Annotated in this window: 15 protein-coding genes; 9 read left to right on the forward strand and 6 right to left on the reverse strand. The window is 44.6% G+C overall.

What is annotated here, in order from left to right:
* Window positions 1-9 precede the first annotated feature (9 nt).
* The 3 genes from GVO62_RS15215 to GVO62_RS15225 all read right to left on the reverse strand — a co-directional run bounded on the left by GVO62_RS15215 (window position 10) and on the right by GVO62_RS15225 (window position 2309).
* The gene (locus GVO62_RS15215; RefSeq protein ID WP_173359997.1) at window positions 10-1065 is read right to left on the reverse strand and encodes a potassium channel protein; all 1056 of its coding nucleotides are present in this window, start codon (window positions 1063-1065) and stop codon (window positions 10-12) included.
* A gap of 149 nt (window positions 1066-1214) precedes the next feature.
* Complete coding sequence (locus GVO62_RS15220; protein WP_105931621.1) at window positions 1215-1895, reverse strand: PspA/IM30 family protein; 681 nt, start codon at window positions 1893-1895, stop codon at window positions 1215-1217.
* 24 nt (window positions 1896-1919) lie between these two features.
* Complete coding sequence (locus GVO62_RS15225) at window positions 1920-2309, reverse strand: DUF2170 family protein (protein WP_159119962.1); 390 nt, start codon at window positions 2307-2309, stop codon at window positions 1920-1922.
* 332 nt (window positions 2310-2641) lie between these two features.
* Between GVO62_RS15225 and GVO62_RS15230 the strand changes: the two genes are divergently transcribed.
* The 6 genes from GVO62_RS15230 to secF all read left to right on the forward strand — a co-directional run bounded on the left by GVO62_RS15230 (window position 2642) and on the right by secF (window position 8790).
* Complete coding sequence (locus GVO62_RS15230; protein WP_233095149.1) at window positions 2642-2845, forward strand: DUF6471 domain-containing protein; 204 nt, start codon at window positions 2642-2644, stop codon at window positions 2843-2845.
* A gap of 426 nt (window positions 2846-3271) precedes the next feature.
* A complete protein-coding gene (gene queA, locus GVO62_RS15235; RefSeq protein WP_159119963.1) occupies window positions 3272-4318 on the forward strand; it encodes a tRNA preQ1(34) S-adenosylmethionine ribosyltransferase-isomerase QueA in 1047 nt (348 codons plus the stop codon).
* A gap of 147 nt (window positions 4319-4465) precedes the next feature.
* Window positions 4466-5578, forward strand: coding sequence for a tRNA guanosine(34) transglycosylase Tgt (tgt, locus tag GVO62_RS15240; protein WP_105931623.1), 1113 nt, complete (start codon window positions 4466-4468; stop codon window positions 5576-5578).
* A 24-nt stretch (window positions 5579-5602) separates the two neighbouring features.
* Window positions 5603-5938: a preprotein translocase subunit YajC gene (gene yajC / locus GVO62_RS15245; RefSeq protein WP_105931624.1), complete on the forward strand. Its 336-nt coding sequence runs from the start codon at window positions 5603-5605 to the stop codon at window positions 5936-5938.
* Between the two features lie 55 nt (window positions 5939-5993).
* The gene (gene secD, locus GVO62_RS15250) at window positions 5994-7838 is read left to right on the forward strand and encodes a protein translocase subunit SecD (protein WP_159119964.1); all 1845 of its coding nucleotides are present in this window, start codon (window positions 5994-5996) and stop codon (window positions 7836-7838) included.
* 10 nt (window positions 7839-7848) lie between these two features.
* Window positions 7849-8790: a protein translocase subunit SecF gene (secF, locus tag GVO62_RS15255; protein WP_159119965.1), complete on the forward strand. Its 942-nt coding sequence runs from the start codon at window positions 7849-7851 to the stop codon at window positions 8788-8790.
* Between the two features lie 75 nt (window positions 8791-8865).
* On the opposite strand, the gene GVO62_RS15260 is transcribed toward secF, so the two are convergent.
* The gene (locus GVO62_RS15260; RefSeq protein ID WP_159119966.1) at window positions 8866-9762 is read right to left on the reverse strand and encodes a LytR/AlgR family response regulator transcription factor; all 897 of its coding nucleotides are present in this window, start codon (window positions 9760-9762) and stop codon (window positions 8866-8868) included.
* 99 nt (window positions 9763-9861) lie between these two features.
* Here GVO62_RS15260 and GVO62_RS15265 point away from each other — a divergent pair, with 99 nt between their 5' ends.
* Window positions 9862-11184 carry an acyltransferase family protein gene (locus tag GVO62_RS15265; protein WP_236547193.1) on the forward strand — a complete coding sequence of 441 codons (1323 nt, stop codon included), beginning with the start codon at window positions 9862-9864 and terminating at the stop codon, window positions 11182-11184.
* Window positions 11185-11325: 141 nt separating this feature from the next.
* On the opposite strand, the gene suhB is transcribed toward GVO62_RS15265, so the two are convergent.
* Entirely contained in the window at window positions 11326-12102 is a 777-nt protein-coding gene (gene suhB, locus GVO62_RS15270; protein WP_159119968.1) for an inositol-1-monophosphatase, read from the reverse strand.
* A 361-nt stretch (window positions 12103-12463) separates the two neighbouring features.
* Between suhB and trmJ the strand changes: the two genes are divergently transcribed.
* Both trmJ and cysE read left to right on the forward strand, forming a co-directional pair.
* Window positions 12464-13228 carry a tRNA (cytosine(32)/uridine(32)-2'-O)-methyltransferase TrmJ gene (gene trmJ / locus GVO62_RS15275; RefSeq protein WP_159119969.1) on the forward strand — a complete coding sequence of 255 codons (765 nt, stop codon included), beginning with the start codon at window positions 12464-12466 and terminating at the stop codon, window positions 13226-13228.
* A 6-nt stretch (window positions 13229-13234) separates the two neighbouring features.
* Window positions 13235-14059: a serine O-acetyltransferase gene (gene cysE / locus GVO62_RS15280; protein ID WP_159119970.1), complete on the forward strand. Its 825-nt coding sequence runs from the start codon at window positions 13235-13237 to the stop codon at window positions 14057-14059.
* A 52-nt stretch (window positions 14060-14111) separates the two neighbouring features.
* Here the strand turns inward: cysE and putP are convergent, their stop codons facing one another.
* Window positions 14112-15596 (reverse strand): sodium/proline symporter PutP, encoded by a 1485-nt coding sequence (putP, locus tag GVO62_RS15285; protein ID WP_159119971.1) that lies wholly within the window; start codon window positions 15594-15596, stop codon window positions 14112-14114.
* Window positions 15597-15645 lie beyond the last annotated feature (49 nt).

Genomic DNA, 15645 nt, shown 5'->3' on the forward strand with positions numbered 1-15645 from the left:
TACGGCCTCTTAGTCAGCGTCAAGAGACGACCAGTTAATTGCATTAATTCGGCGCTCGGCAATATAAAATAACGTGTCGCCCGGATTCAACGTAGCATCTAATGATGGGTTTACGACCATTTCTTTCACCAAACCATTGGGCGCATAGCCGATAAATATGGCGTCGTGTTTACGTTTCAAGTTAACAAACAATTTGGCTACGGAAATTGCTGAACAACTTTCCGGGATTTTGACAGAAAATTGCGCTTGCCCCTCATCAATACTCAATAAGTCGTGATGAAGCATACTTGAGCCTGGATCGAAGGCTGCTTTGACCAGCATTTCAATAGCAACACTGGGCGTACACTCCACTTTTGGGCAGTGGTCTTGCAGAAGGCTGACCAAGCTATCATCATTAAAATAAGCAACTTGATGGGCGTCCGGGTTACGTTTGGTGCAGTAAAGCGCGGTGGTCATAGTGACATCATCTTGAGGGTTATCAATAAGAATGGTTCGGGCAGTGCCAACACAGGCGCGGTCCATGTCCTCGTCTTTATTGAACGAGTCGACTTTTACGAACTCAATAACACCTGGCATTGGGTTAGTAATATCGGCTTTTACACACAACACAATGTCTGGGCGCTCCGCCATGGCGTCACGCTCTTTAAGGATCAAATCGAGAAGCAACATGGTACGCTGCTCATTCCATCCAATTACCAAGATATGGTTATTCAGCATTAAGCTATTCATACCCAACAATCCTTTCTTCCACGTTAATGAAACCCAAGCTGCAATTCGACCAATAACCATGGCGAAGATACTTAAACCAAGCGGTATGACGTAAAGCGCTACAATTAATTTTCCGGCTGGTGTGACAGGAGACAAGTCGCCATAGCCTACCGTTGAGGCGGTTACCGCTAGCCAGTAGACAAAGTCGGTATTGGCAATGAGATCGTTTTCGTTAGCAGCGTACAGCAGCCAGTAACTTGTTACTGCGTAAAAAGCAGTGGCACCAACTATGGTGTACCAACGTGATTCTGCAAAATATTGCAGCATGATTTTTCGCAGTTTTATCCATGGAGACATAAAAGAAACAGCCCTTGTTATGCGTGCCTTTACTCTGCCTTGAAGTGCTTGATTTGTCTAGGTTAGGTTATCACCATAAGGTGAGTTTAACTGTATGATTTTGTAACAAGAATTAAAAATGGGAGCGTTAAAGCTCCCATTTCACATAGTTACTTGCCAAGAATTCGCGCTAGCTCGTCATCGGCTGAGGTTTTACTGCCTTTAATACCCGCTTCGGCTAAGCGCTTTTCAAGATCGCTGCTCGACTCTTCGCTAGCAAGTTCTTCCGCGGCTTGTAGTTCAGCGTTGCGCATCTTTTGCTTATCCTGAATGCGAGACAATGACTCTGTCGCCGTCTTCATTTTGCTATTCGCGCCCATGTGACGTGACGACACAGCAACTTGTGCTTTCTGAACGCTTTCAGTGGCCTTTACCATATCAACCTGTTGTTCAAGTCGACGCAAATTTGCTTTAGCCTGCTGAATATTATGTGCAAGTTGCTTTTCTGACTGCTTAAACTGGTCAAGGTAAGCTTGCTCTTGCTCGCGCTCTTCTTTCAGTTCAGCCACTTTCTGCGCGCAGTCTAGCGCGAGCTGACGATCGCTATCAATCGCCTTGCGAGCGTGCTCTTCATACTCTGCAATCGACGAATTAAAGCTATCGACTTTCTGTTGAGAAAGCTTACACTTCGCCAAAATTTGCGTACGTGCATGATCTGACTTGCGCAATTCTTCTTTGGCTTCTCTGATTTCTTGCTCCAGAATTCGAATAGCCTGACTATCTGCAACAGACTGAGCAGCTTCGGTAGCACCACCTTTTACTGCGGTAATAAGTTTTTTCCACACTGACATTCGCTTCTCCTTAAGAAGTAAATTTTAGTTAAGGTGTGTTTCGTAAGCATCTAGGAACGATGCAACATTCTGAAACAGGGTTTCAACTTCAATAACAATACTTTCGGCTTTCGACTGGGCACTTAGTGCACCAAAGGCGGTGTAGTATTCTTCGCCACCAATGTTTGAAATGCCTACTGTGGTAAGAGGAAATACCATATGGGTAGACAGAATTTCATGGTCTAACGCAGGTTTATCTTTCACATCAGAAGCAGCAAACAAGAGGCTTTCTACTAAAATCTGCTCTCCGCTGATAGCAAGCCATGCATCAATGCCGTCTTGATTAGCAATAAGCAGGCAGTTCTCCTCACGTGTTACCACAAAGTCATCGTGCTCTTTTAAGAAGCTCTCGATGCTCTCCAGTTCCCAGCTCATACCTTTCTCCTTTAATTATTGAAGCGATAATTTTGAAAATGAATGTCGTGTGTGGCGCTAACCCATTGTGCTTCTTTACTTGTTAAAGAGGACAATCAAAGGTGTTGACACCCGCTGTACTGTACCGACTATTTTCACTCTCGCCAATATCTTGACTTGCAGTGTAGACGCATTATGCCATAATCGTCAATATTAAATACGTGCTTTAAGTGTAAAAAAGTGTGTTTTTGTAAAATATACATCACAAATGTGTGGTTTTGGAGGCCGTCTTGACGACGATAAAAGCTAAAAATGCGTGGCGACAAACGGTGGCTAGAGTAGTGAAGTCTGAAATGTCGGTTCGGGGCGTAAAGTATCAAGCATTAAGCCAAAGGCTTGAGGAAATTGGGGTTGAGCAAAGTGCAGACAATCTTAGAAACAAAGTGAACAAAGGTATAATGGGCGCAGATTTACTGTTACAAATTTTGTATGTGTTGAAAGCGCGTCCATTAGATGCAGCACTTTTAGAAGAAATCTTAACTGACCTTGAGCGCTAAAACGCGTAAAATAAGAGGATATCGTTGGGCAGTAGAGATTTTGTTGACACAGGGCCAGGTTTATAACCAGATTTAAATTATGAAAGCGTGGATGATATATCGGCATTGCAGATAAAAAAATACCCAGCAAATGCCGGGTACAAATAATAAGGAATGTTATTGGGAGAACATCATCACTATCTGCGTTTATCTTAAGCGTTTAAGAAAAATGATGCTATCAAAGAATGATGGTCGCGCGTATCTCTTTTGATGCTTAGTTATTTGAAATTATACGAACCTATGTAGCTATCTGAAAAGTATGAGCTTTAAGATTTGTATTGCTTTCATTTCTGTAAGCTTTAGCCAATTCTTTAGCCTTTAGTATAAACTTAACGATACTTAAAATTGCACTTTGGCTTAACATTAACACCTAATATTGTTGTAACTATGAAACTATCAGATTTTAGCTTTGAGCTACCCGAAAAACTTATCGCCAAATATCCCACTCAACAGCGTACAGCTAGTCGCTTATTACACCTAAACGGTAAAAGCGGCAGCGTAGAACACACTATGTTTGCTGACATGCTGAAATTTGTAGAGCCTGGCGATTTGCTAGTTTTTAACAATACACGCGTGATCCCAGCGCGCCTGCTGGGTAAGAAAGAAACGGGTGGCCAAGTAGAGGTGCTCATAGAGCGTATTACGTCTGACCACACTGCGCTTGCCCATGTGCGTGCCAGTAAAGCGCCCAAACCGGGTTCAAAACTTATTTTAGAAGAGAAGGTGAATGTAACGGTCACCGGTAGGGACGATGCATTATTTATTCTGCAATTTGATCACGATGAGACTGTACTGTCGCTGTTAGAAGCTCATGGCCACATGCCACTCCCACCTTATATCGACCGCCCCGATGAAAACTCAGACAAAGAGCGTTATCAAACGGTTTACAATGAAAAGCCAGGTGCAGTGGCTGCCCCCACGGCCGGTCTTCATTTTGATGAAGCTATTCTAGCTGCGTTGAAAGAGAAAGGTGTGAATTTGGCGTTTGTGACTTTGCACGTTGGTGCAGGGACGTTTCAGCCAGTGCGTGTTGATAACATCCAAGAGCATAAGATGCATGCAGAGTTCGCGGAAGTACCGCAAGATGTAGTAGATGCAGTGCTTGAAACAAAAGCCAACGGCAAACGAGTCATTGCAGTAGGTACTACATCAGTGCGTTCCCTAGAATCAGCCGCTAAAGCGTGCGTTGATCGCAAACATAAAGACGTTATCGCGCCATTTAACGAAGACACTGAAATTTTTATCTATCCCGGTTTTGAATTCAACGTGGTGGACGCCATGTTCACTAACTTTCACCTACCAGAGTCCACCCTAATGATGCTGATTAGCGCGTTTGCAGGTAAAGACAATGTGATGAAAGCCTATCAAGAAGCCATAGAAAAAGAGTATCGATTCTTTAGCTATGGTGATTCAATGTTTATTGAGCGCGCTTAAAAAAATAGGCGTTTAATTGCCTCGTACTAGTTTAGTTACAGATAAACATAGATACGGGGCATGATCTCAGCCAAATTACTGGTATAATCTCCGCCAATTTATTTTTATACCCAGCGCAAACGCGCATCAAAGTGGGAATGCTTTCACATGCAATTTGAGTTGTTAAAAACCGAAGGCCGAGCCAGACGCGGTCGTTTGGTGTTTGAACGCGGTGTTGTTGAAACTCCAGCGTTTATGCCCGTAGGCACTTACGGTACGGTTAAGGGGATGACCCCAGAAGAATTAAAAGACAGCGGTGCACACATCTGTCTTGGAAATACCTTTCACCTAATGCTACGCCCTGGTACCGGCATCATTCGCCAGCACGGCGATCTGCACGATTTTATGAATTGGGACAAGCCGATTCTTACTGATTCAGGCGGCTTCCAGGTATTTAGCTTGGGTGACTTGCGTAAAATTACCGAAGAAGGCGTAACGTTCCGCTCTCCAATTAATGGCGAAAAGATTTTGCTTACGCCTGAAAAATCGATGGAAGTTCAGCGTGATTTAGGCTCGGACATCGTGATGATTTTTGACGAATGCACACCGTATCCTGCTACTGAGCAAGAAGCGCGTATCTCGATGGAAATGTCGCTTCGCTGGGCTAAACGTAGTAAGGAAGCCCACGGCGATAACCCAGCGGCACTGTTTGGTATCATTCAGGGCGGTATGTATGAAGGACTGCGAGATGTCTCACTTGCTGGTCTTGAAGCGATTGGTTTTGACGGTTATGCCATTGGCGGTCTTTCAGTAGGCGAGCCGAAAGAAGATATGATCCGCATTATCGACCACACTGCACCAAAAATTCCTGAAGATAAGCCGCGCTACTTAATGGGCGTAGGTAAACCTGAAGATTTGGTTGAGTCTGTGCGTCGCGGTATCGATATGTTCGACTGCGTAATGCCAACACGTAACGCCCGTAACGGTCACCTGTTCGTGACGGAAGGCGTAGTGAAGATTCGCAATGCGAAACACAGAAACGATACCTCACCATTAGATGAGAATTGTGATTGCTACACTTGTAAAAACTATTCTCGCTCTTATCTACATCATTTGGACAAGTGTAACGAAATCTTGGGTGCGCGCTTAAACACCATCCATAACCTTCGCTACTATCAGCGTGTAATGCAGGGTCTTCGCGATGCGATTGACGCAGGTACACTTGATGAGTTTGTACAAGAATTTTATGAACAAAAAGGGTTGCCGGTTCCGGCACTATAACAACGATATTATTTGGGGAATTTTATGAGCCTATTTATCTCTAACGCTTACGCACAGTCTGCTGGTGCGCCGCAAGGTGGCGGCATGGAAATGATCATCATGCTAGCTGTATTTGGTTTAATCTTTTACTTCTTGCTTTACCGTCCACAAGCGAAGCGCGTAAAAGAGCATAAAAATCTAGTATCTTCACTTAGCAAAGGCGATGAAGTGCTCACACAAGGTGGTTTGGTAGGAAAAATCACTAAAGTGTCAGAAGAAAAAGACTTCATTGAAGTTGCACTAAATGAATCAAACAACATTGTTGTTCAGAAGTCTTCAGTAACTGCTGTGCTGCCAAAAGGCACAATGAAGTCACTGTAAGTAACAACCGCCGGGGCCGGGACGCTTCCCGGTTTTGGCACGAAAGGATTATCCAGTGCTAAACAAAAACTCCATATGGAAGGTACTGAGTGTACTCATTGTTGTTGCAATGTGTGCACTCTATGCACTTCCTAATATTTATGGCGAAGATCACGCCGTACAAATCTCAGCAGGTCGTGATGCTGTAGTTACAAACGCTACGGTTGAGCAAGTAAAAGCGGCCCTTGCCGAAAAGAATATCTCACCTAAGCGCGTTGAGTTTGAAAACGAGCAAATTTTAGTTCGTGTTTCTGATTCAGATACGCAGCTTGTTGCTCGCGAAACCCTTGAAAAAGTGCTTGGCGATGACTACTACGTTGCCATGAACCTAGCGCCAGACACACCAGAGTGGCTTGAAGGGCTAGGTGGTTCGCCAATGAAGCTTGGCCTTGACCTTCGTGGTGGCGTTCACTTCCTAATGGAAGTAGATATGTCAGAAGTTATCACTAAGTCGCTTGAAGATGCAGAGAGTGGTTTCCGTACCTCACTGCGTGAAGAAGGTATTCGCTATCGCGGCGTAAAGCAGGTTGATGATCATATCGACATTACTTTTCGTGATGAAGAGACTCTTGATAAGGCTGAATTCTTTCTACGCAATCAAAGCCGTGATCTTACCTTCAATCAAATCGATGACCTAACCCTTCGCGCTGTTTTCGCTGAAAGTAAGCTTCAGGAAATTCGCGACAACGCGGTTAAGCAAAACATCACCATTATTCGTAATCGTGTGAACCAGCTTGGTGTGGCAGAGCCGCTTGTTCAAAAGCAAGGTGCAGAGCGCATTGTGGTTCAGCTACCAGGTATTCAAGATACCGCTCGTGCAAAAGAGATTCTAAACGCAACAGCGACGCTAGAATTTCGCATGGTTGATCAGAAAAACGATATTCGCGACGCATTGAATGGTCGTGTACCTCCTGGTTCTCAGGTTATCGAAGACCAACAAGGCATTCCTCAGCTACTTGAAAAGCGCATTATGCTTACTGGTAGCCATATTATAGATGCAAACAGTGGGGTAGATGAGTACGGTCTTCCAAACGTGAATATTTCACTGGACTCTGAAGGCGGTAACAAGATGTCTCGCTCGACCCGAGGCAATATCGGTAAGCCAATGGCGACTGTATTCATTGAATACAAATCCACGGGTGAGAGAAACAAAGACGGCAAGTTAATCTTTGAAAAAGAAGAGCAGGTTATCTCTGTTGCAACTATTCGTGCGCAGCTGGGCAGTAAGTTTCAAATTACTGGTCTTGATTCTCCGAAGGAAGCACGGGACCTTGCGTTATTACTTCGCGCGGGTGCATTGATTGCGCCAATTCAAATTGTTGAAGAACGCACTGTAGGGCCAAGCTTAGGTAAGGAAAACATTGAGTTAGGTATGCAGGCCATTGTTTATGGCTTAGCGGCAGTGCTTGTTTTCATGTTGATTTACTACAAAGCTTTTGGCGTTGTGGCGAACATTGCTCTTATTACCAACTTGGTAATGATTGTTGGCATTATGTCGATGATTCCAGGCGCAACGCTAACACTACCGGGTATGGCGGGTATTGTTTTAACCGTTGGTATGGCGGTAGATGCGAACGTGCTTATTTATGAGCGTATCCGAGAAGAGCTTCGCGACGGGCGTAGTCCACAGCAAGCTATTCATCACGGGTATGACAGTGCATTCTCAACCATCTTGGATGCGAATATCACTACTTTCATTGCTGGTCTTATTCTGTTCGCGGTAGGTACCGGCCCAATTAAAGGCTTCTCTATTACGCTAATGATTGGTATCGCAACTTCAATGTTTACCGCTATTTTGGTTACTCGCGTTATTGTTAACGCAGTATGGGGCGGCAAACGTGTAGAGAAATTAGCGATTTAAGGAGCGTAAAATGCAGTTATTAAAATTATCCGAAACCGTTAATTTCATGCGCCTTCGCATTCCTGCGATGGTGCTATCGACACTTCTCATTATTGGCTCATTTGTTTCTCTTGGAGTGAACAGCCTTAATTGGGGTCTAGATTTTACTGGCGGTACGCTTATTGAAGTGGGCTATGAAGATTCGGCTGATCTAGAAGCGATTCGCGTACAGCTTAACGAAGCTAACTTTGAAGATGCTATAGTGCAGAATTTTGGCAGCAGCCAAGATGTACTTATCCGCATTGCTCCTCGTGATGGTGTTAAAGCCGTTACTATTGGCGAGCAGGTGCTTGCAGCACTACGTGCTGACGGTACTGCGGTTGATATGCGTCGTATCGAATTCGTAGGTCCAAACGTAGGCGAAGAGTTAACAGAGCAGGGCGGCCTTGCAATGCTAGTCGCACTGTTATGTATCCTCGTTTATGTCGCGATGCGTTTTGAATGGCGATTTGCTTTAGGGTCAGTATCGGCGCTAGCGCACGACGTTATACTTACGCTGGGTTTATTTTCAGTACTTCAAATTGAATTTGACCTTACGGTACTGGCTGCGGTGCTTGCAGTAATTGGTTATTCACTTAACGATACCATCGTTGTGTGTGACCGTATTCGTGAGAATTTCCGCAAAATTCGTAAAGGTGAGCCAGTTGAGATTATCAACATCTCACTAACGCAAACCCTTAACCGTACTATCATCACGTCACTAACGACGGTGTTAGTATTGGTTGCCTTGTTCTATAAAGGTGGTGCACTTATTCATGGTTTCGCCACTGCGTTGCTATTCGGTGTAGTGGTAGGTACTTACTCATCGGTGTATATCGCAAGTTCAGTGGCACTTGCATTGGGTATTAGTAAAGAAGACCTAATGCCACCACAGGTAGAGAAAGAAGGCGCTGACTTAGATCCTATGCCTTAGTTTTACACGCTTGAAACGTACAAAAAACCGTATCTATGATGCGGTTTTTTTATGCTTTAACAAAAGTGGAATTTACTATTGATTGGGGGCTAATGCTTGTTTCAGATCATCTTTATATCGCCTTGAAAGCGCTACTGATTGACCGTTATTGAGCATTATTGTTCCATCCCCTGTTTCTTCATAACTTATAGACACAATGGCAGGTATTCGCACTGCGTGCGACCGGTGCACTCGCATAAAGCCTTGATGCGCTCCTTCTTCACAAAACCGGCCAAGGGTATAACGCAAAGGGTAAACGCCCACGTGAGTATGAAGGTTAATGTAGTTTCCTGAGGCTTCTACTCGCTGTATGTCAGTGACTTGAACCAAAAACTCCTTATTGAGCTTTTTCACCAATAAATAGTCAGGTAAGGTGCTGGCCACGTTGTCATTCGTTATCTGTGATGTGTCGCGTGTAATAGGTGATGCTTCACCAATTAAGCGTTGATAGCCAAACCGTGCAATATAGTAAAAAGTAATCAGAGTAATATAGCCCCATACATCCTTTCGATATTCGTAGATGAACTCATTGAGCCATATCCCAAAGTCATAATTGCGTTCAGAGAATAAATAAACAAGCTTTCGAAACGCTACCATTAATAATACATGGGCTACCGAAAATAAACTGGCGAAGGCAAAATGCCACCCAAGCCATGTCGCTCCCACTTTTACTTTCTGATCGAGTGTACGTATAGCGATAATTAGTGGGATGACGAGTAAAGCGGTGCTCAAAGCACTCGAGTATTCCCAAACGTACGGCTCCCAAAGTGCTACGCTGTTATTGTCGCTTCGAGAAAATTCAGTCCAACTAGACGCAGCATTGATTGAATTGTTAATAAACAAATAGGCTGTAAGCAAAACAAATGCAGCGTATTTATGTTTTGATTCAGAATCCCTAAGAAACTGACTCCATTTTTCATCCCAGTTATTCACCGCTTAACCCTTTTTCCCTTAATCTCGTCACTTAGGCGTTTGCTGTCGGACGTCTATCACATTAGATGCAACACGTTAGTTAAGCACTATTGAATAGGAGTGAGGACATTGACGCAAGCATATGTTGATCAGGAAGCAACGTTTGTTAATAGAACTTCAAAGGGGGAGGCGAGAGAGATGGCCGTGGTCGAGAGTCCTGTCACTCAGCGTTATTTCGAGTTGGATGCACTGCGTGTCACCGCGTTTGGTGTACTCATTTTTTATCACATCGGAATGTATTACGTTTTAGAGTGGGGCTGGCATATAAAAAGCGACGTGCAATTTCCACTACTGCAAGATGTGATGATATTGACCAACCAATGGCGTATGTCTTTATTATTTTTGATCTCTGCCATGGTATTTACTGTCGTGCTGCGCCGCGCTTATGACCAAACGACCTCTCGCTGGCGTGTATCACTTTTACTACTGGGGAAGAGGGCGTTGCGGATATTAATTCCTCTTGTTTTCGGTATGTTTGTTATCGTCGCGCCCCAAGTATACGTAGAGTGGACAGTAAGCGGAGCACTAGCCATGCCGTTTAGCGAGTTCTACGTTGCTTACATTAATCCAAATACTGACTTGTTTATCGACAAACAATCGGTAATTGGCTTACTGACGTGGAATCACCTTTGGTTTTTACCTTACCTTTTTGTGTATAGCGCTTTCATATTGCTGTTTTTCCCGCTTATCAGATTTGTGGAAGTAAGGGCGTTGAGAGTACTCGATAGTTTGGCGCTGTTTAGCGTGTTAGTGGTTACGATCATGACTGCCATATGGCTGGAACTACGAGTAGCATATCCCACGTCGCACGACTTGCTTAATGATTGGTATAGTCATGCAAAGTACTTTTTTGTGATGCTGGTAGGTATTGTGATTGTGCTTAGACCCGCATTGTATGCTGCAATTATGAGGTCCCGTTACGTAAGCTTAACCATTGCGATAGTACTTTACAGCGTCATAATTTTAGACCGGCACGACTTGCTAGGCCCTACAGGGCAGTTAATGGAGTCGTCGCCTGGGTTTCGTGTTTTGGTTGGTGTAATCGTTGTACTTAATCACTGGGCATGGTTGGCAGCAATATTGGGGTTCGGTCGAAAATATTTGTCTTACCCGAGTAAGGTGGTGAGCTATTTGAACAAAGGCGTATTGCCTTACTATATGGTGCATCAAACGATAATTGTGGTGGCGGCATTCTTTTTGAGCTCCCGTGTATCGTCGACACTCGGAGAATTTATTTTAATAACGCTAATAACCGGTGTGGGGTGCGCACTGACATACGAAGTCGCCAAGCGCTTTTTAATACTTAGATTTTTGTTTGGCCTAAAGTTAAACACGAGTCCGCATAGCTCATTAGCCACTCAGCGAGAGGTAAAATGTTCGTAATCGCGGTGTGTTACCGCAGGTATAACGAAACCAATAAGTGAGAAAAAGAAAAAGGCGCTATGCCACGTCATTCGTGTCATAGCGCCTTTACTGTTTAACTGTGCTTGGTTTATCGGCTCAGTTTATGTGCTTACGAGCGATTTATTTTAGGTGCTTAACAAGACCTTGAACTACTTTTGCACTTCCAGCAACAATTTCGCCTTTATATAGCGGGTCATTGTTACCTTTAAAGTCGGTTACCAAACCGCCCGCTTCACGAACAATCAGTTCACCTGCAGCGATATCCCAAGATTTGATCCCGCGCTCCCAGTAACCGTCGTGACGACCAGCAGCTACATAAGCAAGGTCTAGCGCTGCGCTGCCTGCGCGGCGAATATCGCCTACTTCATGGAAAATTTTGTTTAGGCTAAGTGCGTATTCACCGAATGCAGACTTGTTTTTGAACGGAAGACCGGTAGCAATGATGGTTTCTGAAAGATCACGAGGCTTAGAAGCGCGAATACGGTAACCATTAAGCTGCGCACCTTGTCCACGGCTAGCGGTGAATAGTTCACTGCGGATAGGGTCGAATACAACCGCTTGATCTAAGCGGCCTTTGTGAAGAAGTGCAATTGAAACGGCAAAATGAGGGATGCCTTTCACGAAATTGGTGGTGCCATCTAATGGATCGATAATCCACTGATAATCTGTCTCTTTACCATGAACCTCACCAGACTCTTCACCTAGGAAGCAGTGTTCTGGGTATGACTGCTGAATTTTATAGATAATCGCTTGTTCTGCTTCTTTATCAACTTGTGTCACGAAGTCGTTTAAGCCTTTCGACTCTGTTGCTACTTCGTTATGTTTTTCAAAACCGCGAACAATAACTGTTCCAGCCGCACGCGCAGCGCGCACCGCAATATTCAGCATAGGATGCATAGATAAACCACCAATTGTAAAAGACCAATGAAACGAACCAGCTGTTTAAAAAATAGCTAGTTGTTTTCGAAAACGGGCGGAGTCTACCAGAATCACAGTGTGATGCAAATGAAATCCCACAACAGAATGTGTTAATCAAAAAAGTAAGCCTGGATTAGATGACGAATACAGAAAAGCAAGAAGCGGCTGCGTTACAGAACTTTAAAAGGGACTAGCATATACATCCAATTCGTTAGTCTGGAGACAGCTCTGAATAGCCATCTATACTGCCGCTGTGTTAAACTTGCGTAATTGAAGCTAGTTAGGTGATGCGAAGTAAGTGAGTGTCATCTTTTAAAGAAAGTACGTAGGTATTGCAGGCATGCTCGAAAATATTCGCATCATTTTAGTTAACACATCTCACACTGGAAACATTGGCTCGACGGCGCGCGCCATGAAGACCATGGGATTAAGCAGCTTGTATCTGGTAGACCCGGTAAATGAACCCGACGGCCAAGCAAGTGCGTTAGCGGCTGGCGCTGGGGATGTACTAGCAAATGCCAAAATTGTTAGCACATTGGAAGAAGCGGTGAAGGATTGTGGTTTAGTAGTGGGAACATCTGCTCGTTCTCGCACGCATTCATGGCCCATGCTCGGTCCAAGGGATTGTGGTGAAAAGCTTGTTCAAGAAGTGGAAAAGTACCCAGTTGCATTGGTGTTTGGTCGCGAAAACAGTGGTTTAACGAACGAAGAATTGCAGCAGTGCCATTTCCATATGTGTATTCCGGCTAACCCTGAATATAGCTCTCTGAACTTGGCAGCTGCTGTTCAAACCCTGTGTTATGAAATTCGTATGGCATTTTTGAATCGTGAAACCTATCCAAGTGTAGAGGAAGAGTATCCGCTTAATGAAGATCTGGAGCGTTTCTACGTGCATTTAGAGTCGACGTTAGAAAAGACATCGTTCATTCGCAAAAGTCATCCTGGCGTTGTGATGACGAAGCTTCGCCGACTTTTCAACCGCGCTCGCCCTGAATCACAAGAGCTAAATATCTTGCGCGGTATTTTGGCGTCTATCGATAAGTCAGTGAACAATGCTGCCTCAGGTGAATCCCACTTTACTGAAACAAAAGAAGAGAAAAAGTAAACGCGTATGTTTGCCCGTATTAAAGATGACATCAAAGGTGTTTTTCATCGTGACCCCGCGGCTAGAAACACGTTTGAAGTGCTAACTAACTATCCTGGCCTTCACGCAGTCTGGCTGCATCGCATCAGTCACAAGCTCTGGAAAGCTGAATGGAAATGGTTGGCGCGCACCTTATCAACATTTAGCCGCTGGCTGACGGGCATTGAAATTCACCCTGGCGCCACCTTAGGTCGCAGAGTATTCATCGACCATGGTATGGGCGTCGTTATCGGCGAAACCGCCGAGATTGGTGACGACGTTACGCTTTATCACGGCGTTACGCTTGGCGGTACTAGCTGGAAGGCAGGTAAACGTCACCCTACACTCAAAAATGGCTCGGTGGTGGGAGCGGGGGCTAAAGTTCTAGGGCCCATCACCATAGGTGAAAATGCTAAAGTAGGCTCTAACTCTGTTGTGGTAAAAGACATTCCAGACGGCGCGACGGCGGTAGGGATCCCTGGCCGTATAATCATTTCCAAGCAAAAGGAAATCTCTGCGGCTACAAATCCGCAGCGCGACAAAATAGCGCAGAAATATGGTTTTGATGCCTATGCGGTTGCGCCTGATAATCCAGACCCTGTGGCAAATGCCATGGGTATAATGCTAGAACATATGCACCAAATGGACACAAAAGTGGAAGAGATGTGCAAGGTTATTCAGTCGCTCGGTGGTGAAGTGTGTACAGACAATTTACACAATATCAGCGCTGAGGATTTTGCTGAAACGGGTATCGAATTTAACGAGTCAAAACAAAAAGATGGCGAACACGCGTCATTCGACCCGGCGATATAGAATGTGGTAAAGGCCCATCCCAAAGAGTAATTGGGATGGGTATCCTTTGCTATTAGTTCTGAAGCTTTTTCAAAACGTTATGGTGGCATTGCTCGAAGCGTTCTGAATGCTTCTCCGTCATGCTCACTAATAAAATGGCGAGTGTACTCACTAAGAAGCCAGGTATAAGTTCGTAAACATCACTAGTGCTAAGTCCAAACCCTAGCGAAACGTTCATATTCGACCACAAGATAGTCGTTAGACCTCCGCATACAATACCTGCAATGGCGCCGTTTTTCGTCATTTTATTCCAATAAAGGCTGATAAGGATCAAAGGTCCAAATGCTGCCCCAAAGCCTGCCCATGCGTTTCCTACTAATGATAGCACGCTGTTACTTCTATCTTGTGCAAGAATAAGTGCGACGAAAGCTACTCCAACAACCGAAAGTCGTGCAACGATGACTCGTTCTTTTTGACTCGCTTTTTTTCTAATGAAAGCGTAGTAAACGTCTTCTGTTATCGAACTCGATGACACTAATAGCTGAGACGAGATAGTACTCATTATCGCAGAAAGGATCGCCGCCAGTAAAAAGCCCGTGACCCAAGGGTGAAAAAGCGTGGTAGACATCACGATAAAGATTGTTTCAGAGTCTGCTATGGTAAGCCCATTTGCCGCGGCGAAAGCAGCGCCCGTTAACCCTACACCAATTGTCCCTAGTGTGACGGTCAACATCCAGCTCATGCCTATTCGTCTAGCGGCAACCAGGTCTTTCAATCCACGGATTGCCATAAAGCGCACTATGATATGTGGCTGACCAAAATAGCCAAGTCCCCAAGCCATGGCTGAAACAACAGTAATAAGGGCAGTATCTTGAAAGGAGAGTAGGGAGGGTTGCAAGTTTTGTAACTGGGTTATCGTAGTGTTCACACCTCCTATTTCTAAAACCGCCACCACAGGCACTAAAACTAATGCAACCAACATAATACATCCTTGGACGAAGTCAGTAACACTAACCGCGGTAAAGCCACCGAATGTGCTATACGAAACCACAACTAACGCTGTGAGGTAGATTCCTGTCTCGTAGCTTAAACCAAATGAAGATTCAAACAGCTTGCCACCTGCAACTAAACCGGATGTGGTGTATATGGCGAAAAATACAATGATGACGGCGGCACACAGTACGCGGATTATGCGGCTGTTATCGTTAAATCGACGTTCTAAGTATTCAGGTATTGTCACGGCATCATCAAGTTGTTCTGTATACACGCGTAGCCTAGGGGCGAGTAGCCTGTAATTTAAATAGGCGCCTATGGTCAATCCGATGGCCATCCATATACCATTTATTCCGACTAAAAATATGAGTCCAGGAAGACCCATTAAAATCCACCCGCTCATGTCAGATGCACCAGCAGACAATGCTGTCACCGCTGGGCCAAGTTGACGTCCGCCAAGCATGAAGCCCGATACGTCATTTTTTGTAGAAAAGTATCCGTAAGCACCAATTCCTAATAGCACAATGAAATAAAGTGCCAACGATAGATAAACACTATCTAGCATAGTTTTCTCTTCTTTTTTGTATGATTAAATAGGGGCTCTCGAAACGAGC

Source organism: Alteromonas sp. KUL150 (assembly GCF_009811475.1).
Lineage (GTDB): Bacteria > Pseudomonadota > Gammaproteobacteria > Enterobacterales > Alteromonadaceae > Alteromonas > Alteromonas gracilis.